The organism is Prolixibacter bellariivorans ATCC BAA-1284, assembly GCF_000621705.1.
GTDB classification, from domain to species: domain Bacteria; phylum Bacteroidota; class Bacteroidia; order Bacteroidales; family Prolixibacteraceae; genus Prolixibacter; species Prolixibacter bellariivorans.
Genome location: NZ_JHXO01000001.1, coordinates 80,179 through 104,866 on the forward strand (window position 1 = coordinate 80,179; position 24,688 = coordinate 104,866).

Genomic DNA, 24,688 nt, shown 5'->3' on the forward strand with positions numbered 1-24,688 from the left:
AGTTTTTCGAATGCACTGCCTCTTTTTTTGTTTTCTAACTTCCGCTTCTGAGCACTCCCTCGCATTTTTATATCCTCAAATCGGATAACCGCTGGTTCCATTTAGAATTTTAACACTTTATCCGTTGTAATTTTCCTAAGTTTGGGGCTACCAATGATTAACTGACAGAAAACTCCCCCGTTTCAGCGAGTTTTAGAGGATTTTTATGATATGAAGAAACTACCGACAAATCTGCAACGATGGCTGTTCATGGCCTTCGTTATTCTGGCCGTGGCCAGCTGTACAAAAAATGACACACCGGTTACCCCAACCGACGGCAATCAAACCGGCACCGATTCGGGTTCCGATTCTAATTCAGATTCCGGCTCACAACCAGGAACGAATACCGATCCTTTTTCGATAACCGAAACTTTCGAAAGTGGCCAAAAAACGGCATATGCAGACGCAGATGTAACGTTAAGCACCGGCAGTTGGCAAATGGATGATGCACTCCTCGGAAATCTATCCAGCGATGCCAAAGACGGTAATCAATCAGTGCGTTTGCGTAATGGAAGTATTGCGATGAATTTTGACATCAATGGTGTGAAAATGCTTTATGTGAAACATGCAAAATTCGGAAGCGACGGTAATTCCACCTGGCAGTTGATGATATCGGACGATGGCGGCTCGACATACACTCAAATCGGAAGCGACATTTCCGAAACGTCCACCACACTGAAAACCGATTCGTTCAGCATCAGTGATACGCTGGCAGTACGGTTTAAAATCATGAAATCCGGCGACAACCGGGTCAATCTCGACGATATTACGTTCAAAGGAATCGGCAATCCCGGCGTTTCCGTTTCGGAGCCCGATACGACCTCAACCGGTGGCGGAGGAGGTTCGACATCGGATGCAGCTGAACCAAGAAATGTAACCGTCGGAAGCGACGCGCCTCCCACATCAGGCGACAACAGCAACATGTTGTTGGGAAATCCGTCAGACGCCGTTAATTCCATCGTATCGAAAGACAATTACCTCATCGACATGGGTTATTACACCGAGTCGTACAGTGCGAGCCGGGCTGAGCCCAACTGGGTCAGCTGGCACCTCGATGCTTCGAACATTACCCGTGCCGTGAGCCGGCAGGATAATTTCGCCGCGTGGGCCGATTTGCCCTCCGACTGGTTCCAGGTGCAGGATAACAGCTACCACGGGAGTGGTTTCGACCGGGGACACAACTGCCCTTCGGCCGACCGGACCAGCTCCTACGACGCCAACTCTGCTACTTTTCTCATGACCAATATGATTCCCCAGGCTCCCAATAACAACCAGCATACCTGGGCCGACCTGGAGAATTACCTGCGCGATGAAGTCAGGAATAAAGGCTACGAAATCTACATCATCATGGGGTCTTACGGGGAAGGCGGAAGTGGCTATTACGGAACCACGGTGAACACCATCGATAACGGAAACATTACCGTGCCGTCCCATATCTGGAAAATTGCGGTCATGCTCAAAACCGGCGACAACGATTTGAGCCGCATCGATTCCAATACAACCGTTTTGGCGGTAAATACACCCAACACGAATAATATTGATGCCGACTGGACCAAGTACATTGTCACCGTAAGGGACATTGAAAAAGCCACCGGATACAACTTCCTGTCGGAGTTGCCGCAATCGGTGCAGGACGCCATCGAAACAAAAACTTACTCGCCCAACTAACCATAGTCGATAAAAACACCGAAACGGCCGGGAGATATTTCCGGCCGTTTTTTCTTTTACAGGAAATTCCTTTCGACCGTCGCCCTCCCCTGGCCCACTTTCTTTACCGAAAAGTTCGCCGAACAAGCGCCGGAGTTCTTCGAACGGCTCGCTGAGTTCTCTGCACGCCTCCCGACTGTCATTGCAGCAGTCACGACTGCCATTGAGTCAGTCAAGGAGTTCTCTGCATAAACCTTCGAGTTCTTTGAACGGGAACACAAGTACTTTGCATGACCTTCGGAGTAGTTTGAACGACAAGCTGAGTTCTTCGAACCACGAACCGAGTAGTTTGCAGCTCCACCCGACCTCTTTGAACCAAACGTGGAGTAGTTTGTACGAGTTCTGAATGTCCCTGAAACAGATTTAAACAATCTATTCACTCAGCGATGAAGTAGTTGTGTCAGCGTAGGCAGACATGTCAGCGGCACTCGTTGGCTGGATTTTTATCTACTCACCCCATCCGGACTGCGTCCGAATTGCCCCTCTCTACAAGTAAAGATGGGCGGCGGCCGGTGATGGCATCGACGTTTGTATTTCCATTTTTCCCGATAGGATACCAGGTTGTTTTTGGAAATGATGCCTTGCCAATTCGCAGCGGCGTGAGTCCTTCTCTATGATTAGAGAAGGGTTGGGATGAGTAGAACATTCCCGCGGCGTCGCCACCGGCCTTAATTAATCCGGGGCTCATTCTTCTTTTCTCCCTTTCCCTGCTTCTCCTTTTTTCGTACCTTATTCTTACTAAAACCGCTGGTCATGAATACATCACGAAGAAATAACCGGCGAATCACCTGGCTGGGCCTGGCTGTTCTATCGGCCATTGCGGGCCTCATGCTAATGGTGATTTCCCGCTACGACCCTTCGCTGCTGTTCCTGTCCGGACTCTTCATCGGTGTTTCGCTCTGCATCACCATCCGTTTGTTCTTCAACTCCCGCTCGAAAAAACCACAGAACCTTCCCCGTGAAAACGACGATTCGCCCTAAATGCTTTACATTTGTGCCAAACGCATTTAAGGTCATTTATGAAAAAACTCGTTTTTGCCACCAACAATCCACACAAACTGAGAGAACTTCGCGAAATACTGGGTGAACAATTCGAACTGCTCAGCCTGAATGACATCGGCTGTACCGACGATATCCCGGAAACGGGTGATACGCTGGAAGCCAATGCCGCACAGAAATCGTTTTATATTTGGGAGCGCTATCAAATCAACTGCTTTGCCGACGATACCGGCCTCGAAATCGATGCGCTGAATGGCGAACCGGGGGTTTACTCGGCCCGCTATGCCGGTGAGGCAAAAGATGCCCGCGAAAATGTGAAGAAGGTATTGCGCCTGATGAATGGCGAAACGAACCGGACTGCCCGCTTCCGCACCGTTATTTCGCTTATTATCGATGGGAAAGAAACGCAATTCGATGGAATAGTAGAAGGCGAAATACTCGATGAAACACGCGGTGATGCTGGTTTTGGTTACGACCCGATTTTCCTTCCGGAAGGAAAAGAAAAAGCGTTTGCCGAGATGGAAGCCGACGAAAAGAACGAAATCAGTCACCGGGGCCGTGCCGTGGCCAAACTGGTCGACTACCTGATGAAAAACTAAACCTCCATTATGCAGCTAACGCGAAAAAAGACCTTGCTCATTTTGCTGGTGGCCGTGCTGGCCGCTTTCTGGCAGGTGGCCTTTTTTCGCAACACGCTCAAGTGGGACGCCCTCGATATTTCCTTTCCGTGGCGATTCATCATCACCGCTACGGCCTGGCACGGTGAGTTGCCTTTGTGGAATCCATTCCAGTTTTTGGGATTTTCGCAGCACAGCGACCCGCAAACCTGGTATCCCATCTTCTGGCTGTTTGCCCTTGCCGGGAAATACACCCTTTACTCACTGAGCCTGGAGTTTTTACTGCATATTTTTCTGGCGGGTTGGGGGATGTTTCGCTTGTCGCGAAGCCGTGGACTACTTCCGGAAGTCGCCCTCTTCTGTGCCATCGGGTACATGTTTTCGGGCTTCTTTGTGGGAAATGCCCAACACCTGGGCTGGATTATCAGCGGAGCCTGGTTGCCTTTTGTGCTCGAAGCGTATCTCCGTTTCCTGGAAAAGGGAAAACCGCGCCACTTAGCATTGACGGTTCTTTACCTCTTTTTCCTGTTCACCGGAGGTTACCTCGCCTTTTTTGTCACTACGGTTTATATTCTTCTGGGAATATTTCTGTGGCGTACCTACCGGGAAATCCGGAACAAGAATTTTGCACGGCTGACCCGCCAATGGAAAAGCCACCTGTTGCTCGGCGTTATCTTCGCTGCGGTTAGCGCGGTGGTATGGATTTCAATCCTCGACTTAATGCCGGTGATGCACCGCGGAAACGGCATCTCGCTGGATCGGGCTCTCTCCGTTCCGTTCTATCCGGTCGATCTGCTCTCGCTCTTTTTTCCCGCTGCCGAAAACTACAGTCGCACATTTTGGATTGGCGACCAGTCAATGGTCAACGTTTTCTTTGGCATACTGCCGCTCGTGCTGTTCGTGAGCTGGCTTTTCACCAAAGGAAAGAAACGAACCGAATGGTGGTATTTCGCAGGAGCTATTTTTTTCCTGGCCGTATCGCTGGGACAAAGCCTGCCGTTGCGCTCCTGGCTTTATTACACGCTGCCTTTGTTCAACTACTTCCGCATCCCGGCCCTTTTCCGGCTGTTTTTCGTGTTTTTTAGCCTGCTGCTGGCCGGGACATTCCTCAACCGGATGATCGCACATCACAAGCGCCGGTTGCGAAGAATGACGGCTGTTGCCCTCTTTGTTTTTCCGCTACTCGCCTCTCTCCTGCTCTTTTTCCTAACGGGAAAACTGGAAGACAAGGCACTACATGCTATCTTCCGACAAGCAGTGTTGGAGGAAATTCTTCTGTTCGTTTTCTGGTATTTCGTTCTCCGGATGAAAAAAGCGAACTGGAGACTGGTGATGCCCGGCCTTATTTTCATCGACATGTTGTTCGCTGTTCAAAGCAACATTCACATGTCAGTCATCGACGATTTTCGGCCGGCCCAAACCCAAGCCGAACTAAACCGGTTGCCCAAAGGTTTTCCTTTTCCGGATTTGAGCCAACGAATTGCCACCGTTCGCCAACGAACACCCGATATTCGTCCGCTGTGGCGGAATGTGCCAACTTTCTACAAGCAAATTAGTTTCGACGGTTATTCGCCGTACCAATACCGCAACTGGCTTGCACTCGAAGATTCGTCCGTTTTTCGGGTGGTTATCGACCATCCGTTGCTCTTCTTCCGGAAGGGAAATAACAACGATTCCACCCGAATTGCCATCACCGGATTTGGCGCTAATTACATCGAAGCAGATGTTTCGCTAAATGAACCTTCGGAACTAATTTATCTGCAGAATTTCAAAAACGGCTGGCAGGCTTTCATCGATGGCAAAGCGACAACGATTCAACCAGTCTACCGGGCCTTGATGAAGATTCCGGTTCCAGCCGGTGAGCATCACATCCGGCTCCGTTACCACCCGACGAAAGTGGTGGAAGCTTTTGCGGTGTCTGCCATCAGTTTTTTCCTGTTGGTGTTGTGGCTCCTTTGGGACACTTTTCTGCGGAAGCAAAAAAAGAAAACGGTTGCCTGACGCGATTTTTTTAACTTGGGGCAAGAAAACAAACCTGACGGAATGCACAAACGAATTTACCTTCTCCTGCTTTTACTGGTTACCGGAATCACCCAGGCCCAGGTGCCTTTGTATCACTGGCGTTCGCATCTTTCGTTCAACGATGTGATAGCCGTGACCGAAGCCGACGGAAAAGTGTTTGCGGCGACCAGCCAGGGACTTTTCAGCTATAACCAGAGCGATAACAGCGTAGAAACCTTCACCCGGGTGGAAGGATTATCGGATGCCGGAATCTCGGCCATCGGCTGGTCGGATGCGGCAGGCATGCTGGTGATCGGTTATTCCAACGGCAACATCGATTTGCTGGAGGGAGAAACCATTCACAACATTTCCGCCATCAAACGGAAGACCAACCTCACCCGGAAATCCATTAACCAAATCACTACCGATGGCAGCGATGCTTACCTCAGTTGCGGCTTCGGCATCGTGAAACTGAACCTGGAGAAACGAGAAATCAGCGAAACCTGGCTGATTGGAAATGGTGGCGCTTCGGTGATGGTGAATGCGCTGACCATCGATAATACGTACTATTGGGCAGCTACCGCCAACGGAATTTACCGGGCGCGAAAAGACGAACCCAACCTGCAGGATTACGCCAACTGGGAACAACAAACCTCGGTTCCGGGTTCCACCGACGACTTTACCGCCATCGCTTCTTTTCAGAACGAAGTGTATGCTTTCGATAATACAGCCAAACAACTATATCGCTGGAACGGAAATTACTGGCAAACAGCTTTTACCGGCATCAACGATTGTCTGAACCTGACCAGTAGTGACGACCAACTGGTGATAACCCGAAGCGGGTCGGTTGATGTGTTCAATGGCTCTTCGCTTTCGTCCATCACCACCTACAGTCCGGAAATCGTGCAGTGGCAAACCATTTCGCCCTCCGATGCATTTGCCGGAAACGGAGGCAATCTTTGGATCGGTGACAGCAAATTTGGAATGGTTGAGCGAACCGCGGGTGGCAGCTTTCAGCAAATCATTCCCGATGGCCCGGCTGACAATTTGGGCGCTTCACTCTCTTCAGGCGACGGGACCGTTTTTGCCGCCACCGGTTCCAAAAGCGGCGACGTATTCCTGCCCGCTGAAGTTCATCTTCTGAGCAATGGCGAGTGGCACACCATCAACGCTAATACCACGACGAATCTCGACAATGTAAACGATTTGGTTCGTGTGGCTTCCGTACCCGGAAATCCCGATAGGTTTTACGGTGCTTCGTGGGGAAAAGGATTGATTGCGTTCGATAATCTCCAGGCAACGGCACATTACGATGCTTCCAACTCGCCACTGGAAGCTTACGGTGATAATCTGTGCTGGATTGGCGGCCTGTCGTTCGATCGCAACAACAACCTCTGGATGACCAATGCATTCGTCGAGCACCAGGTGAAAGTGCTGAAAGAAGACGGTAGCTGGGTCAGCCTGAAATATCCGGGACTGGAAAGCACCGACAATTTTGTGGGCGATATTCTGGCTACAAAATCAGGCATTAAATGGGTTATCATTACCAACGTGGGTTTGTTTGCTTTCGATGACAACCGCACCATAGACGACCAGACCGACGACAAATACCGGAAGCTAACGGTGAGAAGCGTCTTCTCCAACAACGAAACCACCATCTCCAGGCTCTATTCCAACATCCAGTGCATGACCGAAGACCACGATGGCGCACTTTGGGTGGGAACCGGGAAAGGCGTGGTGGAATATTACAATCCCGATAAGGTTTTCGACACCTCCGACTTTTACGGCATCCAACCCGGCGTTGATTTGGGTGACGGCCTCTATCACCCGCTGCTGGAAAAAGAAGTAGTGACTTCGATTGCAGTGGATGGCGGCAACCGGAAATGGTTCGGAACGAAAAACTCCGGGGCCTTTCTCTTCTCGGATGACGGGCAAACACTCATTCGTCAGTTCAATACTGACAATTCGCCGCTTCTCTCCAACAACATTAAGTCGATAACCATCAATGCGAAGAATGGCGAAGTATTCTTTGCAACCGATTACGGCATCCAGTCGTACATGAGCGATGCATCGGGCGGCAACCAAACATTCGAGAATGTCTACGTGTTTCCTAACCCGGTGAGGGAAACGTACCACGGCGATATTACCATCGACGGCCTGATGGACCAATCCACCGTGAAGATTACCGACATTGCCGGCAACCTGGTTTTCCAGACCACGTCGAATGGTGGCCGAGCCATCTGGAACGGAAAAGATTCCTACGGACGCCGTGTGAACACCGGCGTGTACCTGGTCTTCTGCTCCGACCAGAACGGCGATCAGAGTTTTGTTTCCAAACTGCTTTTTATCCGGTAAACCAATGCAACAGAAAACACGCGCCATCGTCCTGCATTACCTTCGCTACGGCGAAACCAGCATGATTGTCACGCTGTATACCGAAGCCTTCGGACGCATGTCGTTCATGATGCAGGGCGTGCGGGGAAAAAAGTCGCGCAGCAAAGCTAACCTGTTGCAGCCGCTCTTTCTGCTAGACATGGAAGTATCGTACAAACCGGGGCGGGAATTACAGCGGGTGAAAGAGATGCGAAACGCTGTTCCTTATAACTCCATTCCTTTCGAAATCGGGAAATCCACGCAGGCCATGTTCCTGGCGGAAATCCTGTATAAAGTGTTGCGGGAGGAAGAACCTCGCCCGGAACTTTTTGAGTTCCTGTTTCATTCGGTACAATATCTCGATTTGGCTACGGAAGGAACCGCCAACTTTCACCTGGTTTTTTTGCTGCAGTTTGCCCGTTACTTGGGATTTGGCCCGAGAGACAATTACTCCGAAGAAAAGCCTTATTTCGATCTCCGGAACGGTGTGTTTGTGACCATGCCTCCTCCTCATCCTGACTACCTGATGAAAGAGGAAAGCCGGATATTCGCGAAATTAATCCACGTTAACTTCGATTCGCTGGAAACGCTGAAACTCGATCACAAACTCCGCGACCGCTATCTTGAGGCCTTGCTGAATTATTTCAGTTTGCATCTTGAGAGTACCATCCACATTAAATCCCTGTCGATCCTGCGGGAATTGTTTTCGTAGGACAATCTTGCCACAGGCGTTTTCTCTTCCCGAAAAATCAAGTAAATTGTAGGTGGAAAAAGGCTGTTGCGCCAGCCAAATAATTACTACTTTTGACCCCAATCTTCTAAAATAATCTATGGTTTCATCAAAGTTGCCAACATCAAGAAGAAGTATCATTGCGATGATGACCCAATTGGCAAGAGAACATCATGCAATTGACCTCGCTCTGTCGGTTTCTGATCTTCCCAGTCCGGAGCCGCTCGTTGAGCTGATGCATAAGTATGTATTGGAAGGATACAACAACTATGCGCCCATGGAAGGGATTGAGCCACTTCGCCAGGTCATTGTCGAACGCATTAAGCAACTACACCAAAACGAATACAATCCGAATACCGAAATAACCATTACGGCCGGTTCGACCCAGGCTATGGCCACCGCTATCAGCGCCTTCATTAAGGAGGGTGAGGAAGTGTTGCTATTCGAGCCGGTTTCGGAATCGTACATCTCGGCCATCGAACTGAATGGCGGACGTCCGGTATATGTGAACCTGAAGAAGCCCGATTTTCATATCGACTGGGATGAGGTAAAGAAGCTGATGAACGCCAAAACCCGGATGATCATCATCAACAACCCGCAAAACCCAACCGGACGGGTGATGAACGAAGAGGACATCAACCAGTTGAAAAGGCTGACCAACGGAACGCGGATTGTGATTCTGAGCAACGAAATTTTCGAGCACATTGTCTTTGACGAAGAGAAACACCGCAGCATGTCGTCGGTTCCCGAACTGGCGGAACGTAGCCTGGTGGTTTCCTCGTTCGGACCTGTGTATAAAATCAGTGGCTGGGGAATCGCCTATGTGGTTGGCCCTGAAAAACTAATGAACGAGTTCCGGAAGATTCAGCTGTTCCAGGGCTATAGTGTCAACACGCCCGGACAGTATGCGCTGGCTGAATTTCTGCAGGAAGACAATAAATACGAAGAGATTGCTGATTTCTACCAGGGCCGGCGAAACTATTTCAACCGCCTGATGAATGAAAGTAATTTCGACGTGATTCCAGCTGCCGGAACCTACTACCAAGTAATCGATTACAGTAAAATATCGGACGAAACCGACGTGGAATTTGCCATGCGACTGGTGAAGGATTACGGTGTTTCGGTGTTGCCGCTCTCTGCTTTTCAGCACGAGAAAACCAAGTCGCGGATGTTGCGCATCTGTTTTGCCCGCAACAACGAGGTTCTGGAAGAAGCAGCCAAGCGTTTGTGCTCGGTTCCGGTGTTGCATCCGGCTGAGTAATGACAAACGGATTCGCACGGCCAGACTTGTCTGTAATTGATTTTTATCTATTTTTGCACTGCCCGAGCGCAGTGTTTTTTATGGCCCCATAGTTCAAGGGATAGAACGACAGTTTCCTAAACTGTAGATCCAGGTTCGAGTCCTGGTGAGGCTACCAAGGAGTGGAAAAATATTTCTACTCCTTTTTCTTTTTCAGCTATCCCGGCAACACCACCGTAAACGTGGTTCCCATTCCCGGAATGGAATGAAACGAGAGGGTTCCGCTATGCCGGTGTACAATCTGGCGCGAAAGGGCCAGCCCGATGCCGCTTCCGCCCTGCCGGGTGGTGAAGAACGGCACGAAAACCTGATCGGCATATTCTTCGGGAATGCCTACACCATTGTCGGCTACCACAATCCGGGTTTCCTGTTCGCCTTTCTGCACACTCAGGTTGATCTCGGCATTCTCTGTTTCCGAAACCGCTTCCACTGCATTTTTCAGCAGGTTGATCACCACCTGCGAAATCAGTTTGTCATCGGCCATGAATTCCGTGATTCCGTTCGATACGTTCACGTGGAATCTGATATTCCTTTGCTGCATCTCTTGGTGGTACAAAATCCGGAAACGCGAAAGCCAGTCTTCAATGGCAATGGGTTTTAGTACCGGTTCAGGAATTTTATACAGTTTCCGGTACCGTTCGACGAACGACATCATCAAATCGCCCTGTTCCTCAATGGCGCCGGCACTGTTCCGGATACGCTCGATATCGATTCCGGATTGCGTACAGATTTCCGAAACCTCTTCGGGCAACGAACGTCCGATGGACTGGGCAAGCGAAGTAATCGGGGCAATGGAGTTCATGATTTCGTGCGACATGATGCGGAAAAGCTTTTGCCACGATTCCACTTCACGCTCTTCCAGCTCGGCTTTGATGTTTTGCAACGCCAGTAGATGGTAATGCTTATCGCCGAAAATAAATTCGCTGGCGCGGAGCTGTAATACTACCACCTGCCCATTGACTGAAAATTTATAGAGCAAAGGCTTGCCCGGCTTCAGTCGCTGCAGTTTTTGATAAAAATCGGGCACGCGGTGTTCCAGCGTTTTCACGGAAGTGAGATGATGTAAATTGAGCAGTTGTAATACGGCCGGATTGGCGATGATGACTTTCCCTTTCTCGTCGTAAGCCAGCAAACCGGTTCCTGAATGGCCAATCAGCTCTGCGTAAAACTGTTCCTGAAAACGGTTGTGCACCCGCTCTTTCCGGATGGCACTGCGTAACCGGAGCAACGATTCCTTTAACTCGTCAAATCCCGGCGGTGCAATTCCCTTCTCGAGATTCAACGACGAATCTTCATTCAGCATTCCCTCGAAAAAAAGGCTCAAATCGCGGTTCGTTTTTCCGAGAAAACGGTACAAACGGGCTGTGACGATTATAAAAACAAACAACGACAATCCACTCCAAAGATACCAGCTGGCGAACCACAAAAAGGCCGCCAGAATAGCCAGGGCTCCCATCACCAGAACAAAGCCGGCGAGTCTCCGGTTGAATCGGTTAAAGCCCATATTTCTTCACTTTATTGTAGAGCGTTTGTCTTGTAATTCCTAGCCGCGTGGCTGCCGAGCTCATGTTGCCACCACTCTCTTCGAGCGCCTGCTCAATCATGCTACGCTCCATTTCCTCCAGCGTGGTGGGCGCCTCTTCCTGCTCGATAACCGGACGGAAATGAAAATCTTCAGGTTGCAACACCTCGCCATCAGCCAGGATAACGGCCTTTTCGATGGCATGACGTAATTCCCTTACGTTTCCCGGCCAGGAATAGCGGCGTATTTTTTCCCGCGCCATTCCCGAAAGGGTAAGATGTTGCTTGTGGTATTTCTCGCCGTAAAACTCCAGAAAATGCTTTGCCAGCAATACAATGTCTTCCTCCCGCTCGCGCAATGGCGGTGCCTCGATGCGGATGGTGTTCATACGGAACAAAAGGTCTTCCCTGAATTTTCCTTCTTCCACCATCGCTTCCAGGTTACAGTTGGTCGCACAAATCAGCCGGATATCTACCGACACGGGTCGGTTAGCTCCTACCGGGATAACCTGCCGGTTTTCCAACACCGCCAAAAGTTTTGCCTGCAATGGAAGCGAGAGATTCCCGATTTCATCGAGGAAAAGAGTGCCGCCATTAGCAATGATAATCTTCCCTTCGCGGTCGACGCGTGCATCGGTAAAAGCGCCTTTCACATGGCCAAACAGCTCACTTTCGAACAGCGTTTCGCTGATAGCGCCCATGTCGACACTCACCAATGGTTTGTTGGCCCGCTCCGAATGCCGGTGAATAGCTTGTGCAACAAGTTCCTTTCCGGTGCCGTTTTCACCCGTGATTAGTACGTTGGCCTTGGTAGGCGCCACTTTCTCGATCAACCGGAAAACATATTTCATCGCGCTGGATTGTCCCAGCAGCTCCACATTGTCCTCTTTGTGATCGCTCTTTTCTGTCTTACCTGCCGACTTTCCCAGTTTTTCCTGCGACTGCCGTACCCTGACAGCCGATTTCAGTGTATCGATTAACCGGTTGTTATCCCACGGTTTCAGCACAAAATCCGACGCTCCCATTTTCAGCGCTTTCACCGCCAGGTCCACATCGCCAAAGGCTGTAATCATCACAACCGGAATATCCGGCTTCATCTTTTTGATCTCGGTCAACCAGAAAATTCCCTCGTTCCCGGTATTCACTCCAGCCACAAAATTCATGTCGAGTAGAATAACATCTACCGAATTGGTTTGCAAAAAGAAGGGCAACCGGTTGGGATTGGAGAGTGTCGAAACCTTACTAAATTCCGGCTGAAGTACCAGTTCCAGGGCACGTAATACAGTTCGGTTGTCGTCAACGATTAAGATATTTCCGGAAGTCATAGGCACAATTTGATAATCAAAGATAAGTTGCCAATCCCCGACAATCAAGGGGTTGTAAAAACATTTGTCGAACTTGTAAAGAAACTTGACATTTCGACCAGCATAACAGAAGAATACATTCGCTTATTTTACTGAAGATGTAATCATTACATCTGTTGGCACAGAATTGGTAAATAAGGAGGCGAATCCGGGAAAGTGTACACGATAGTACCGAATCAAAGCTTTTTCGGATGAATGAAAACGAAAATTTAATTCTGAATTTTTAAAAACAAGTCGGTAAGGACTTTCTAATTTTTGAATTCTTATGTCTGGAATGGATCGCCAAATAGAGCAAAAGAAAGGATTAAAGAAGAAGCATTTCTGGATGATTGGAGGAGGACTGGTCTTCCTCGTTTTTCTGATGTCGTTGGTTTTTGGTAATCACGAATCAACCATTCGGGTCGAGCGGGACAAAGTTTCCGTCAGTCCGGTTACAGAAGGGCTTTTCAACGACTACATCCGGGTTATCGGAACCGTGGAGCCCATTCGTTTTATTTACCTCGATGCAACCGAAGGCGGGCGCGTAGAAGAAATTATCAATGACGAAGGTGCCATGGTGAAAAAGGGAGATATCATCCTGAAGTTATCCAATCCCGACTTGAAATTGAATATTCTCACGGCCGAAGCACGACTGGCCGAACAAATTAACTTCCTCCGTAACACCCGTATTCAGATGGAGCAGGACAAACTATCCCTGCAACGTAATATCCTGGAGATGGATTACGACATTCTGAAAAAGAAGCGGAAGTTTACACAAAACAAGCGCTTCTATAAAAAAGACATGATTTCGGAAGATGAATACCTGGCTTCCAAAGAAGATTACGATTATGCGGTGAAAACCAGTAAAATTCTGGATGAGCGACAAAAAACCGATTCAGCTTTCCGCGCTGTTCAGGTCAAGCAGATGGAATACAACCTCGACCGGATGAAAACCAACCTCGATTTAGTGAAAGAACGGATGGATAATCTGGATGTGAAGGCCCCCATCGACGGCCAAATTGGTTTGCTCGACGCCGAAATCGGTCAGTCTATTCCGCAGGGAAGTCGTATTGGTCAGGTAAACGATCTGAGTGCATTCAAAGTAACCGCCCAGGTTGACGAGCACTACATTGACCGGGTTAAAAAAGGCTTGAAGGCCTCGTTTACCCGACAGGATAAAGCCTATGATATGACCGTGAAAAAGGTTTACCCGGAAGTTCGCAACGGTACCTTCAAAATTGATATGGTCTTCGATAACGAAGTGCCGAAAAATATTCGCTCGGGACAAACTTACCATGTGGAACTGCAGCTGGGACAGGCACAAAAATCGGTGTTGATTCCGCGTGGAGGATTCTTCCAGTCAACCGGAGGACAATGGATTTTTGTCCTGACCAAAGACGGTAGCGAAGCCACACGCCGCAACATCCGGATTGGACGGCAGAATCCGCAGTACTATGAAGTACTTGAAGGACTGGAACCGGGCGAACAGGTGATTACCTCCGGGTACGACACCTTTGGAGATAACCAACGAGTGGTTTTTAAATAAACCTGTGAGATAAAGCATTTCATAATCTATCAAACGAGATACTTGATAACGATGATATTTAAAGGACTTAAAATTGCGCTGAAAAGCCTGCTGAAGCAGAAAATGACCACACTGCTCAACGTTTTAGGGCTTACACTGGCTTTCTTTGGTTTCCTGCTCATTATGATTTACATGCAACATGAGTTGAGCTACGATAAATTCAACAAGAATTACAACCACATATACTTGTTGACCGCCAAAATAGACCAGGGAAAGCGTCAGGCAACACTCCCTGCATTACTGAAAAAGGAAATCGGTAATTCCATTCCCGAAGTGAAGTCCGTCACCGTGTTTCACCAACTATCCAACTTAAACAATGTTCACCGGACCGACAAACCTGAAAACGATTACCTGGCTAAACCTATTTTCGCCAGCAAGGAGGTTTTCAGCACATTCACGTTCCCATTGCTTCAGGGAAACCCGGAAACAGCACTGAGCAAACCCTTTACTGCCGTCATTTCTCAGTCGCTGGCCCATAAAATATTTGGCGGCGAGAACCCGGTTGGTCGGCAGATTACGTACATACGGGGAAGAAGTCCATTCACCATTACCGGTGTGATGAAGGACATTCCGTCCAATTCGTCTGTCAAAACCGATTGCTTCTTTTCGATGGCTACCGAAACGGAAGATCCGAACAGCGGTGCCAATTTGGCTTCGGAATATAGCTATGTGTTGTTTTTTCTGTTGAAGCAAGGTGCCAATCCCGATCAAACAGCCCAAAAGATCGAAGCCAATGCGGGGAGTATGACAAAGGACTTCAACGCTTTCAAAAAGAGTGTTCATTGGGATAAACTACTTTATCTAAAACCACTCAAGGATATTCACCTCAACAGTGACGGAAGCACCGACTTCCTCAACTCTATTAATCCCCTGTTTTTGAAAATATTCGGGTCGGTAGCTTTTTTGATTTTGCTCATGGCCTTTGTAAATTATATCAACCTGATTTCCGTACAAGCCGGCAAGCGGATTCATCAACTGGGCATTCAACGGGCACTGGGGGCGACACGCTTCCAGGTACAGTTACAAATCATTTTCGAGGCTATTGCTCTCGCGTTGATAGCTTTCTTACTGGCAACCGTGGCTGTTGAGCTACTGGGAACCGATATGCAGGACATTCTTCCTTACCGGGATTTGTCCATGATGAAGCAAACGAACTTGCTTCTGCTTCCCGCGGTGTTAGCTATTCTGTTCGGCTTTTTTGCCGGTCTGTATCCGGCTTACCTCCTCTCATCCGCCGAACCCGCCAAAATCCTGCATGGGGAAGTTCAGTTTGCCGGTAACGGCAAACTCCTGAGAGGAACATTAACCACGTTACAGCTGGTCATTTCCACCGCGCTCATTATTGGGGCTTTCACCATTCACCGGCAGTTGAATTTCTGGAAAAACTTCGATACCGGTTTATCTCCCAACAACGTAGTTTACCTACAAACCGATGGCTCTATCACCCAGCATGGCAGGGCTTTCGCCGAAGAATTACTGAAGAACAATCAAATAACCAATTATACGTACGCGGGATTTGTTCCCGGACAGGTGCAAATGTCATGGGGACGCGATGTCGGCGAACAACATGTCACACTCTGGGCCTGGCCCGTTGATGAACGCTTCCTCGATTTCTTTCACATCAAAATCGATAAAGGCCGTGCCTTCTCTCAAAATATAGCTGCAGACAGGAATGACTTAATCGTAAACGAAAAGGCAGTTCAAAACTACGGATGGAAAAATCCGCTGGATGTATCTTTCCCGGCATTGGGCGGAGCCGGACACGTGATAGGTGTTGCCAAAAATGTTACGTTCTCTTCCTTGCGGGAGGAATTACAACCCATGGTCTTTTGGCTGACCGATAATCCGGGATGGCAACGGTATATCCTGTTGAAAGTACAACCTGGAAACCTGACTCAAACAGAGCAATACATCAAAAACACCTGGTCGAAGTTTTCGTCGGCTCCGGCACCGTCCCTCCAATTCCTCGATCAGAAATATGCATCATTGTACAGCCGTGAAAATAAACTGGCGAACTTCATCCAGTTCGGTACATTGATGTCGCTGCTGATTGCCCTGATTGGTATCATCGGTCTGGTAACTTACCTGACGCAGAAACGTTCGAAAGAGATTGCCCTGCGCAAAACCAACGGAGCTTCGACCATGCAAATACTTATTCTATTGAATCAAAGCTTTATTCGATGGATTGGCATTGCCGTGGTGATAGGTGTTCCTTTGGCCTGGTATTTCATGAACCAATGGTTGCAGAACTTTGCCTACCGGACTAATCTGCCCTGGTGGGTATTTGTTAGCGCTGCCATGATTGTCCTTAGTATTTGCCTGACCGTCATTAACTATTTCAGTTATAAAGCAGCCAATACCAATCCGGTTGATAGTTTACGAAATGAATAATTCTGATTAAATTTTCACAATATATTTTGAATACAAAATCTTAGCATCATGATACAAACAGAAAATCTGACGAAAACTTTCCAGACCGAAGAAGTGGAAACGACAGCATTAAATTCGGTTAATTTCAATGTTAAAAAGGGCGAATTTGTGGCCATTATGGGACCTTCGGGTTGCGGCAAATCAACGTTACTGAATATTGTCGGGTTGCTCGATAACCCTTCGGCTGGCACCTATCTGTTCGACGGCGTGGAAGTGTCGAAGATGCGGGAACGGGATCGTACCCAGTTGCGCAAGGGAAACATTGGCTTTGTCTTCCAGAGTTTTAACCTGATTGACGAGCTAACCGTTTTCGAAAATGTGGAGATGCCGCTCATCTACCTAAAGATGAAAGCATCGGAACGAAAGGCCCGCGTCGAAGCTATTCTCGAACGGATGAAAATCAGTCACCGGCGGAAACACTTCCCCCGGCAATTATCGGGAGGTCAGCAGCAACGTGTCGCCATTGCCCGTGCCGTAGCAGCCAATCCGGGCCTCATCCTCGCCGATGAGCCCACCGGTAACCTCGACTCCAACAATGGTCTGGAGGTAATGAATCTGCTTTCGGAACTGAATAACGAGGGAACCACTATCGTAATGGTGACTCACTCGCAGCACGACGCCGATTTCGCCCATCGCATTATTAACCTGTTCGACGGTCAGATTATTACAGAAAAGCATAACAGATAGGTTCATTCTACTTCATAGGGTAGATCAAATGGGATGGTGCAATTTCAATATCGATTTTGCCCATCCCGGTTCATCTCCCCGTTCAATTTAGACAGACTGTATGAAAAAGAAATGCTGAGCATAAACCTTGTCCCATGAAGCAACTTCGCTACACCTTTCGCACTTTGAAACGAAATCCGCTCCTGATCTTCGTTACCCTTCCCGGATTGGCTTTCGGCTTGGCGGCCTTTCTTTTGCTATCAGTTTATGTCCGTCATGAGCTTAGCTACGACCAGCAATTCCCCACCAAAGACCGTGTCGTTAGAATTGTCAATCACGTCGTCGAAAAACAGTCGACTGAAAACGAACCAATATGTCTTCGTGATGCTTATAACGAGATTCCCGCTAAGGTGCCCGGAATTGAGGCAGCAACACAGCTGTATCGCGGCTGGGACGTCAATGTCGATACCAAAACACAGCGGTTTGAAAAGAAAGAACTCCTTTATGCCGATCCGGGTTTCTTCAAGGTTTTCGGATTAAACCTCCTTGCCGGAAACCAGGAAACCGCTTTACGTGATTTAAACACGGTGGTACTGACCGGCCAAACAGCCAAACAGCTCTTCGGAACGACCGATTGTATTGGGAAAGTGATTTCCATTTCCGACCAGCCGTTCACCATCACCGGAGTCATCAAAAAGCTCCCCTCAACTACCCATTTTCAGTTCGATTTGCTGGCATCCATGTCGTCCGTACATCCGGAACGATTCGGAGGTTTGGATTTCTTCACATACTTCCTTTTAAACGCTCATGCCAACCGGGCACAAACCCTGGCACAAATCAACCGGGTAAATTCAGATTTGATGAAGCCGTGGGCCGCACCTTTCGACATGAAGGTTACCTCCGAAACGGAGCCCCTGACCCGGATTCATCTCCACACCAAAGCTGATTACGATTTATCGGAGAAAGGAAGCCTGGGCAGTATCTACCTGATTGCCGGACTGGCCTTTTTCATCCTGCTAATCGCCATGATCAACTACATCAACCTGTATGTCCTTCACGGAGAAAAAAGAATCAAAGAAATTGCGTCACGAAAGGCATTGGGAGCCGACAAACGAACACTGGCTAAACTGTTCTACACCGAAACCGGGATCATCAGCTTTTTTGCCTTGTTCCTCGCTGTGTGGTTAACCGGTATAGCTCGCCCGTGGTTTGCCCACCTGATGCAGCGTTCGCTGCCGGCATCCGAATTGTTCTCCCCTTCCGGGATTTTAATCGTGCTGGGCTTTCTCGCTTTATTGGTGCTAATCAGCGGTGCGTACCCTTCATTCCACTTGTCCGGCATCAATCTGGTAACCGGACTGAAAGGTCAGCGCGATACCAGACGAAAACGAAGTCCCTTATCTATTTTATCGGTTGTTGTGCAATTTTCAGTAGCCATCTTCCTGATTACCTCGCTGGTGGTTATCCGATCACAGATTCACTATTTGAAAAATGTTCCGTTGGGCTTCAATGCATCCAACGTGATTGGCATTTCCGGTTTAAACGAAGAAACCAAAGCTCACGCTAAGACAATACAGAACGAACTAAATAAGATGCCCTTTGTGGAGAGTACCGCCTATTCGCGACACCGTATGGGTAGCGGATCCAGCGGACAGGGAATCAAACTTTACGGAAACACAACCGGGAGTTTCCATGGCATTAACGAATACCGGATCCATCCAGGGTTTGGAAAAACCATGCAGCTTCGTCTTTTACAGGGCCGCTTTTTCGATGATCGGAAAACGGATCAACAGGCAATTATCCTCAACGAAGCAGCCGTGAAAATGCTGGGTATCAAAGACCCGATTGGAAAATTGGTGATTATGCATACCGATCCCATGAAAATAATTGGTGTTGTGCATGACTTCTATTATAATTCCAGCAGCAGCGAAAAGATTGCTCCGCTTGCGCTGACCAATTACGATACCGGCCTGCAGTACTTCTTCTTCCGCACTTCCGGAACGTTTACCAAGGCTGAGCAAAAGCAGGTAACTTCGGTCTTTCAACAGTACGATCCGAACTTTATATTTAGCTCTTTCCGGTTAACCGATATTTACAATGACAAGTTTGCCGGCGAAGAACGGGTACTGCACCTGATTTCGGCCGGAACCATACTGGCCATTATCATCAGCTTCATGGGTATCATGGCGTTGTCGATTTTCACCACGGTGCGCCGGACGAAAGAGATTGGCGTCCGCAAAGTGATGGGAAGCTCGGTACAGGAAATCCTGCAACTGTTGCTTTTTGATATGCTCATTTGGGTAGTTGCCGCGATGCTGGTGGCTTTTGCTGTTGATTACTTTGCCCTGAATAACTGGCTTAGCAATTATGCCAACCGAATTTCGTTGCATCCGGGTTATTTTATCCTCAGTGGGTTGCTTGCCTTACTGGTAGCCTTAGCTGCCGTTGGCTGGCAAAGCTGGAGAGCCGCGACCCGCAACCCGGTAGATGCCCTTCGATATGAATAAAATACAACGCATTAAACATATACTATCATGATTAGTCTGAAAAAAATCTACAAGTACTACGACAACAAATACGAACGGACCTATATCCTGAAAAACGTGAATCTCGAAGTCGCGGAAGGCGATTTTGTGTCGGTCATGGGGCCCAGCGGCGCCGGAAAATCGACCTTGCTCAACATCATTGGTCTGTTGGACGACCCGAACGAAGGGGAATATTTCTTCCTCGATCAGCCGGCCCATCAGCTGAACGAAAAAAAGAAAGTCGACTTTCACCGCCATCATGTGGGCTTTATCTTCCAGGCTTTTCACCTGATTGAAGAAATGACCGTTTACGAAAATATCGAAACACCGCTCTTCTACAAAGGGATGAAGAAGAAAGAACGCCAGTCGGTAATCGCCGATTTGCTCGACCGGTTCAACATGGTAGCCAAGAAAGACTTGTTTCCGCAACAGCTTTCCGGAGGACAACAGCAACTGGTTGGTATTGCCCGCGCCATCGCAGGGAAACCCAAACTTTTGCTGGCCGACGAACCTACCGGGAACCTGCATCACGACCAGGGAAAAATGATAATGGACCTGCTGAAAAAACTGAATGAAGAGGGTATGACCATCATTCAGGTGACGCACAACCAGGAGTTTGCCAACTACGGCAAGCGCATTATCCGGCTAACCGACGGAGAAATAGAAGAAGAAATACTGAATAACTAAACTCTCCTTCTCGTTTACTATTTTCGCAAAAGAACTGAACTAAACCTTCAACTGAACCATGCTACGGAATTACCTGCTGGCAGCGATTCGCCATCTGCTGAAAAACAAACTATTCACAGCCATCAATGTCCTTGGCCTGGCCATTGGGATGGCGGTTTCGCTGCTGATACTGAACTATGTGAACTTCGAGTTCAGCTACGACAACATGCACCACCTGGCCAAACGCATTTACAGGGTGGAGTCACGTTTTTTCGAAGGCAATACCCTGACAGACGACTGGCCAACCAGCTCATTCGGTTATGCTCCCGCCATGATGCAACACATCAGTGGCATTCAGGATGCGGTGCGCGTCGATATTCATGAAACAGAACAAATTGTCAGTTACGAAAATATCCGTTTCCGCGAAAGCGATGTAGCGGTTACCGAACCGTCATTCTTCCGGATTTTTGATTTCCCGTTGCTGGAAGGCGATCCGAAAACAGCGCTGGAAGGTCCCAACAAAGTGGTGATTACTCAAACCGCTGCTCACCGTTACTTTGGCGAAACCGATCCCATTGGGAAGATATTGAAGTTCAGCACAACCGGCTCGGTGAAAAATTGCGAAGTGACTGGTGTAATAGCCGATTTGCCACCTAACTCTCACTTTCATTTCGATTTTTTTATTTCGTGGAAAACCCTGCCTGATTGGATGAATAACTTCTGGTACCTGCACGAAGTGTATACGTACGTTTTACTGCAACCCAACGTGTCTCCGGCCAGTATCGAGAATGCTTTTCCCAAAATGGCCGAGCAGTATAAAACAGCAGCTGCATTGAAGAATAAAACCTGGGCCATTCATCTGAATCCGCTAAGGAACATCCACCTGACACCGCAAAAGCAATACGAACGCGAAACCAAGGGAAACCGGAACGCCGTAAACGCGCTAATGCTGGTAGCCCTGGCTATTCTGGTGATTGCCTGGTTCAATTACATCAACCTGACGACTGCGAGGGCGCTGGACCGTGCCCGCGAAGTGAGTGTCCGCAAAGTTTCGGGCGCTTCGAAAATACATATCATCATTCAGTTTCTGATGGAATCGTTACTGGTGAATGGTGTCGCTCTCGTTCTGGCCATTGGTGTCATGCTGGTTTCGGTTGGAGGGTTTAATCAACTCACCGGAAAGAATATTCCGTTCCAACTGTGGAAAGATTCCACATTTTGGATTCCCATCGTACTGGTATTCCTGTCCGGAATCTTCATTTCGGGCTTCTACCCCGCTTCGGTGCTGGCTTCCATTAAGCCTATCTCTATTCTTCGGGGGAAAAGCAAACAATCCAAAGGCACCGGTTCCATGCGGAAAGGACTCGTGGTCGTTCAGTTTGTGGCTTCGTTTGTGCTAATATTCAGTACAATTGTGGTGTACAATCAGCTCGATTATATGATGAACCAGCCCACCGGTGTGAACATCAACCGGGTGATGGCCATTAAGTTTCCGGCACAAACCGACGAATTACAACAAAAAATCATCAGCTTCAGACGAGAACTGAAAGGTTTTACCGATGTGAAAAATGCAGCGATTTCCAGTGCCGTACCCGGAATGGAAGTGGCGTTTTTTGCCTCGAACCACCGGGCTGATGACCCGAACAAACAGAACCGCCTGTACGAAATGCTGAGCGCCGATGATAATTTCGCCTCAACCTACGGCATGAAAATCATTGCCGGACGTGGTTTCTCGGAAGATTTCGGTGACGACCGGAACAAACTGGTGGTAAACGAGGAAGCATTGAAATTGCTTGACCTTCCGGACAACGAAGAATCCATTGGCCGCCGGATAAGCGTAGAGGGCGAAGAGGAGCCGTTCGAAATCATTGGTATCATGAAGAATTACCATCAGCAATCGCTGGTGAAAGCCTACACGCCCATCATGATGATAAAATACGATCGCATTCCATGGATTTCTCCCCGGTTCATCTCCGTCAAAATGACGGGTAATCCATCGGCAAAAACCATGGCCAATATCCGGAATTTGTGGGAACGCTTCTTCCCCCAATCCACTTTCGATTATTTCTTTGTTGACCAATTTTACCAGCAACAGTACAAGTCCGATCAGCGCTTTGGTTCCGTATTCGGCTTTTTCTCGGCTTTAGCCGTATTCATCGCCTGCCTCGGTTTATGGGCGCTGGCCATGTATTCGGGAGTAACCCGCAGAAAGGAAATTGGCGTGCGGAAAGTAAACGGTGCTTCGGTCGGTTCCATCATGTCAATGCTCAATGCCGATATCCTGAAATGGGTGATTTCAGCGTTTATTATCGGTGTTCCCCTCTCGTGGTACCTCATGCACAAATGGCTCGAAAATTTCGCATGGAAAACCGCCTTAAGCTGGTGGATTTTTGCTTCGGCAGCTCTGTTCACCCTCGTTATTGCTATAGCCGCCGTTAGCTGGCAAAGCTACAAAGCCGCCAACCGAAATCCGGTGGAAGTGTTGAAAGATGAATAAAACAAAAAGGGAGGAATATTATTTCCTCCCTTTTCTTTTTTCATATCCTGAATAACTACTCCTTTAACAGGAAGTTGAAATTGTCTTCACTACTTAATTCCAGTGGCTTTTGGTCCTTTTTGAAAATCCGTGCCTTGAGGTTTCCAATCAGCGAAAGCTTATCATCATCGTACTTCAGCATGGTTCCTTCACGTAAGCCCACCACATAAATATCGGGATTGACTTCCAGAAACTCTTCGATGCGCTGTTCGCGGGTTTCGCCGGCATGTCCATCCGGATTTTTATCCTGATAGTGCGGATTAATCTGGAAAGGAATCAACTTCAGACAGTCAAATCCCAGCGGATCGATGATGGGCATATCGTTGGTGGTCCGCAGTGTGGGACAAGCCACATTAGAGCCGGCACTCCAGCCAATATAAGGCATTCCGTTCGCTACGCGTTTGGCAATCGGTTTCATTAGGTTGTTGTCGTGCAGCATGCGCACCAGCTGCCAGGTGTTTCCGCCGCCCACCACAATGGCTTCGGCCTCTTCCACCGCTTTAACCGGGTCGTCGTAATGATGAATTCCACGCACATGGTGCCCGATTTCGGCAAAACGTTGCTCTACTTTCGCTTCGTAATCATCAAAAGAGAAAGTGACGGCTGCGTAAGGAATGAAGAGTGCTTTTACGGGTTTATCGCCAAGAAATTTTTTGATTTCGTGTTTGGGGTAATCGAGGTATGGCTCTCCGGCCATTGTCGAATTACTGATGAGTAAAAGTTGCATAGTTTTATTGATTCGATTTATGTTTTCGGATTGCAATTAAGTCAAATTCAGGGAATGAAAAAAGAAGGAACGGCAGGTTCGGAGTCAATTTATTCCAGGAAAATCATGCTTAAAAACTGACCAGTGTCATGCCGGCAGAAAACGGATAAAGTACCGGACCATGGCCGTCTTTGAAAAACGGAACCGGCGAATACTCTGCAAATACGTTAAACCATTTGTATCCCATACGCACCGTGTAGCTGTAACGATAATCGTTCAGATACAATTCGTCGCGGAACTTCACCTTTTCACTGATACCTTCCTGATGGTATTTCAGTTTGGTATGGCTACCCAATTTATAACCAAACACCACACCAGCCGACATCCAGAAGCGTCGCTGAAAATGCCCGATAGGTATCTGAAATTCAAGCAACAGCGGAATTCTTCCATAAAACGTACTGAGTTTGGATTTCCGCATCTCTTCGTAACCCGGATAGATGGGCTGTATAACGCCGTTTGCATCTGCTTCGATGGTTAGTTCCGGGTTAAACCGGTAATCATCGAAGCATAATCCCAAACCTGTAACCAGGCCAATGGCATCATGATACCGCTGTAAACTGATACTCTTTTGCCAAAAATTGACCTGATAAGAAAACGAGCGCCAGATTTTCAAATTCATGAACCCGTCCTGCGAAGGCGGATAAGCTGAATAGTCCTTTTGTAAAAAGGAATTAATCCCCAGATGAAAACCGCTCCAGTGACCGGAAAAATTCCGATCCCAGAAACTTCGGTAACCGTCCTGGTTCCCCATAAAATCGTTAATAGAAACTGCATGCCTGGGTTTTGCCGGCACAATCGTGATGGTATCGTTTTGTTGTGCCACCAGAATTTGGGCAAACAACAACGCGGTTATTGTGAATGTCAGGTATTTTCTAGTCATGGAC

General features: G+C 48.3%; 16 protein-coding genes, 1 tRNA gene and 1 pseudogene. 14 read left to right on the top strand and 4 right to left on the bottom strand.

Annotated elements, in window-relative coordinates; translation table 11 throughout:
* The first annotated feature begins 210 nt into the window (after positions 1–210).
* From T426_RS0100375 to T426_RS0100415, 8 genes are all read left to right on the top strand, one after another.
* On the top strand, positions 211–1,707 hold the full coding sequence (locus T426_RS0100375) for a DNA/RNA non-specific endonuclease (RefSeq protein ID WP_025862546.1): 1,497 nt from the start codon (positions 211–213) through the stop codon (positions 1,705–1,707).
* A 792-nt stretch (positions 1,708–2,499) separates the two neighbouring features.
* Positions 2,500–2,727: a hypothetical protein gene (locus T426_RS0100385; protein WP_025862547.1), complete on the top strand. Its 228-nt coding sequence runs from the start codon at positions 2,500–2,502 to the stop codon at positions 2,725–2,727.
* Positions 2,728–2,765: 38 nt separating this feature from the next.
* Positions 2,766–3,344 (top strand): non-canonical purine NTP diphosphatase, encoded by a 579-nt coding sequence (locus T426_RS0100390; RefSeq protein ID WP_025862548.1) that lies wholly within the window; start codon positions 2,766–2,768, stop codon positions 3,342–3,344.
* A 9-nt stretch (positions 3,345–3,353) separates the two neighbouring features.
* Complete coding sequence (locus T426_RS0100395; protein ID WP_027585132.1) at positions 3,354–5,363, top strand: YfhO family protein; 2,010 nt, start codon at positions 3,354–3,356, stop codon at positions 5,361–5,363.
* Positions 5,364–5,405: 42 nt separating this feature from the next.
* Positions 5,406–7,718: a type IX secretion system anionic LPS delivery protein PorZ gene (gene porZ / locus T426_RS24800; protein WP_051568904.1), complete on the top strand. Its 2,313-nt coding sequence runs from the start codon at positions 5,406–5,408 to the stop codon at positions 7,716–7,718.
* Positions 7,719–7,722: 4 nt separating this feature from the next.
* A complete protein-coding gene (gene recO / locus T426_RS0100405; RefSeq protein ID WP_025862553.1) occupies positions 7,723–8,448 on the top strand; it encodes a DNA repair protein RecO in 726 nt (241 codons plus the stop codon).
* A 118-nt stretch (positions 8,449–8,566) separates the two neighbouring features.
* On the top strand, positions 8,567–9,727 hold the full coding sequence (locus T426_RS22275) for a methionine aminotransferase (protein WP_025862555.1): 1,161 nt from the start codon (positions 8,567–8,569) through the stop codon (positions 9,725–9,727).
* Positions 9,728–9,809: 82 nt separating this feature from the next.
* Positions 9,810–9,884: transfer RNA gene (locus T426_RS0100415), tRNA-Arg, on the top strand.
* 39 nt (positions 9,885–9,923) lie between these two features.
* On the opposite strand, the gene T426_RS0100420 is transcribed toward T426_RS0100415, so the two are convergent.
* On the bottom strand, positions 9,924–11,270 hold the full coding sequence (locus T426_RS0100420; RefSeq protein WP_027585133.1) for a sensor histidine kinase: 1,347 nt from the start codon (positions 11,268–11,270) through the stop codon (positions 9,924–9,926).
* The gene (locus T426_RS0100425) at positions 11,260–12,612 is read right to left on the bottom strand and encodes a sigma-54-dependent transcriptional regulator (RefSeq protein WP_027585134.1); all 1,353 of its coding nucleotides are present in this window, start codon (positions 12,610–12,612) and stop codon (positions 11,260–11,262) included. Before T426_RS0100425 ends, T426_RS0100420 begins: the two co-directional genes overlap by 11 nt.
* A 304-nt stretch (positions 12,613–12,916) precedes the next feature.
* Here T426_RS0100425 and T426_RS0100430 point away from each other — a divergent pair, with 304 nt between their 5' ends.
* The 6 genes and pseudogenes from T426_RS0100430 to T426_RS0100455 all read left to right on the top strand — a co-directional run bounded on the left by T426_RS0100430 (position 12,917) and on the right by T426_RS0100455 (position 22,999).
* Entirely contained in the window at positions 12,917–14,176 is a 1,260-nt protein-coding gene (locus T426_RS0100430; RefSeq protein WP_234406328.1) for an efflux RND transporter periplasmic adaptor subunit, read from the top strand.
* 102 nt (positions 14,177–14,278) lie between these two features.
* A pseudogene (locus T426_RS0100435) lies at positions 14,279–16,570 on the top strand (ABC transporter permease); the annotation flags it as partial.
* Between the two features lie 84 nt (positions 16,571–16,654).
* Complete coding sequence (locus tag T426_RS0100440) at positions 16,655–17,332, top strand: ABC transporter ATP-binding protein (protein WP_025862562.1); 678 nt, start codon at positions 16,655–16,657, stop codon at positions 17,330–17,332.
* 134 nt (positions 17,333–17,466) lie between these two features.
* The gene (locus T426_RS0100445) at positions 17,467–19,818 is read left to right on the top strand and encodes an ABC transporter permease (protein WP_025862564.1); all 2,352 of its coding nucleotides are present in this window, start codon (positions 17,467–17,469) and stop codon (positions 19,816–19,818) included.
* A gap of 27 nt (positions 19,819–19,845) precedes the next feature.
* A complete protein-coding gene (locus T426_RS0100450) occupies positions 19,846–20,523 on the top strand; it encodes an ABC transporter ATP-binding protein (protein ID WP_025862566.1) in 678 nt (225 codons plus the stop codon).
* A gap of 58 nt (positions 20,524–20,581) precedes the next feature.
* Positions 20,582–22,999 (top strand): ABC transporter permease, encoded by a 2,418-nt coding sequence (locus T426_RS0100455; protein ID WP_025862567.1) that lies wholly within the window; start codon positions 20,582–20,584, stop codon positions 22,997–22,999.
* 55 nt (positions 23,000–23,054) lie between these two features.
* Here T426_RS0100455 and pepE read toward each other — a convergent pair whose 3' ends face one another.
* Both pepE and T426_RS0100470 read right to left on the bottom strand, forming a co-directional pair.
* Positions 23,055–23,765, bottom strand: a complete 711-nt coding sequence (gene pepE, locus T426_RS0100460) for a dipeptidase PepE (protein ID WP_025862568.1) — start codon at positions 23,763–23,765, stop codon at positions 23,055–23,057.
* Between the two features lie 109 nt (positions 23,766–23,874).
* A complete protein-coding gene (locus tag T426_RS0100470) occupies positions 23,875–24,684 on the bottom strand; it encodes an outer membrane beta-barrel protein (RefSeq protein WP_025862570.1) in 810 nt (269 codons plus the stop codon).
* Positions 24,685–24,688: the final 4 nt, after the last annotated feature.

What these genes read in the sequence shown, in the direction of transcription:
- recO (WP_025862553.1), top strand. Translation starts at nt 7,723, where the DNA reads ATGCAACAGAAAACACGCGCCATCGTCCTGCATTACCTTCGCTACGGC.
- T426_RS0100420 (WP_027585133.1), bottom strand. Translation starts at nt 11,270, where the DNA reads ATGGGCTTTAACCGATTCAACCGGAGACTCGCCGGCTTTGTTCTGGTG.
- T426_RS0100445 (WP_025862564.1), top strand. Translation starts at nt 17,467, where the DNA reads ATGAAGCAACTTCGCTACACCTTTCGCACTTTGAAACGAAATCCGCTC.
- T426_RS0100430 (WP_234406328.1), top strand. Translation starts at nt 12,917, where the DNA reads ATGTCTGGAATGGATCGCCAAATAGAGCAAAAGAAAGGATTAAAGAAG.
- T426_RS0100385 (WP_025862547.1), top strand. Translation starts at nt 2,500, where the DNA reads ATGAATACATCACGAAGAAATAACCGGCGAATCACCTGGCTGGGCCTG.
- T426_RS0100470 (WP_025862570.1), bottom strand. Translation starts at nt 24,684, where the DNA reads ATGACTAGAAAATACCTGACATTCACAATAACCGCGTTGTTGTTTGCC.
- T426_RS0100375 (WP_025862546.1), top strand. Translation starts at nt 211, where the DNA reads ATGAAGAAACTACCGACAAATCTGCAACGATGGCTGTTCATGGCCTTC.
- pepE (WP_025862568.1), bottom strand. Translation starts at nt 23,765, where the DNA reads ATGCAACTTTTACTCATCAGTAATTCGACAATGGCCGGAGAGCCATAC.
- T426_RS0100395 (WP_027585132.1), top strand. Translation starts at nt 3,354, where the DNA reads ATGCAGCTAACGCGAAAAAAGACCTTGCTCATTTTGCTGGTGGCCGTG.
- T426_RS0100440 (WP_025862562.1), top strand. Translation starts at nt 16,655, where the DNA reads ATGATACAAACAGAAAATCTGACGAAAACTTTCCAGACCGAAGAAGTG.
- T426_RS0100450 (WP_025862566.1), top strand. Translation starts at nt 19,846, where the DNA reads ATGATTAGTCTGAAAAAAATCTACAAGTACTACGACAACAAATACGAA.
- T426_RS22275 (WP_025862555.1), top strand. Translation starts at nt 8,567, where the DNA reads ATGGTTTCATCAAAGTTGCCAACATCAAGAAGAAGTATCATTGCGATG.
- T426_RS0100425 (WP_027585134.1), bottom strand. Translation starts at nt 12,612, where the DNA reads ATGACTTCCGGAAATATCTTAATCGTTGACGACAACCGAACTGTATTA.
- T426_RS0100390 (WP_025862548.1), top strand. Translation starts at nt 2,766, where the DNA reads ATGAAAAAACTCGTTTTTGCCACCAACAATCCACACAAACTGAGAGAA.
- T426_RS0100455 (WP_025862567.1), top strand. Translation starts at nt 20,582, where the DNA reads ATGCTACGGAATTACCTGCTGGCAGCGATTCGCCATCTGCTGAAAAAC.
- porZ (WP_051568904.1), top strand. Translation starts at nt 5,406, where the DNA reads ATGCACAAACGAATTTACCTTCTCCTGCTTTTACTGGTTACCGGAATC.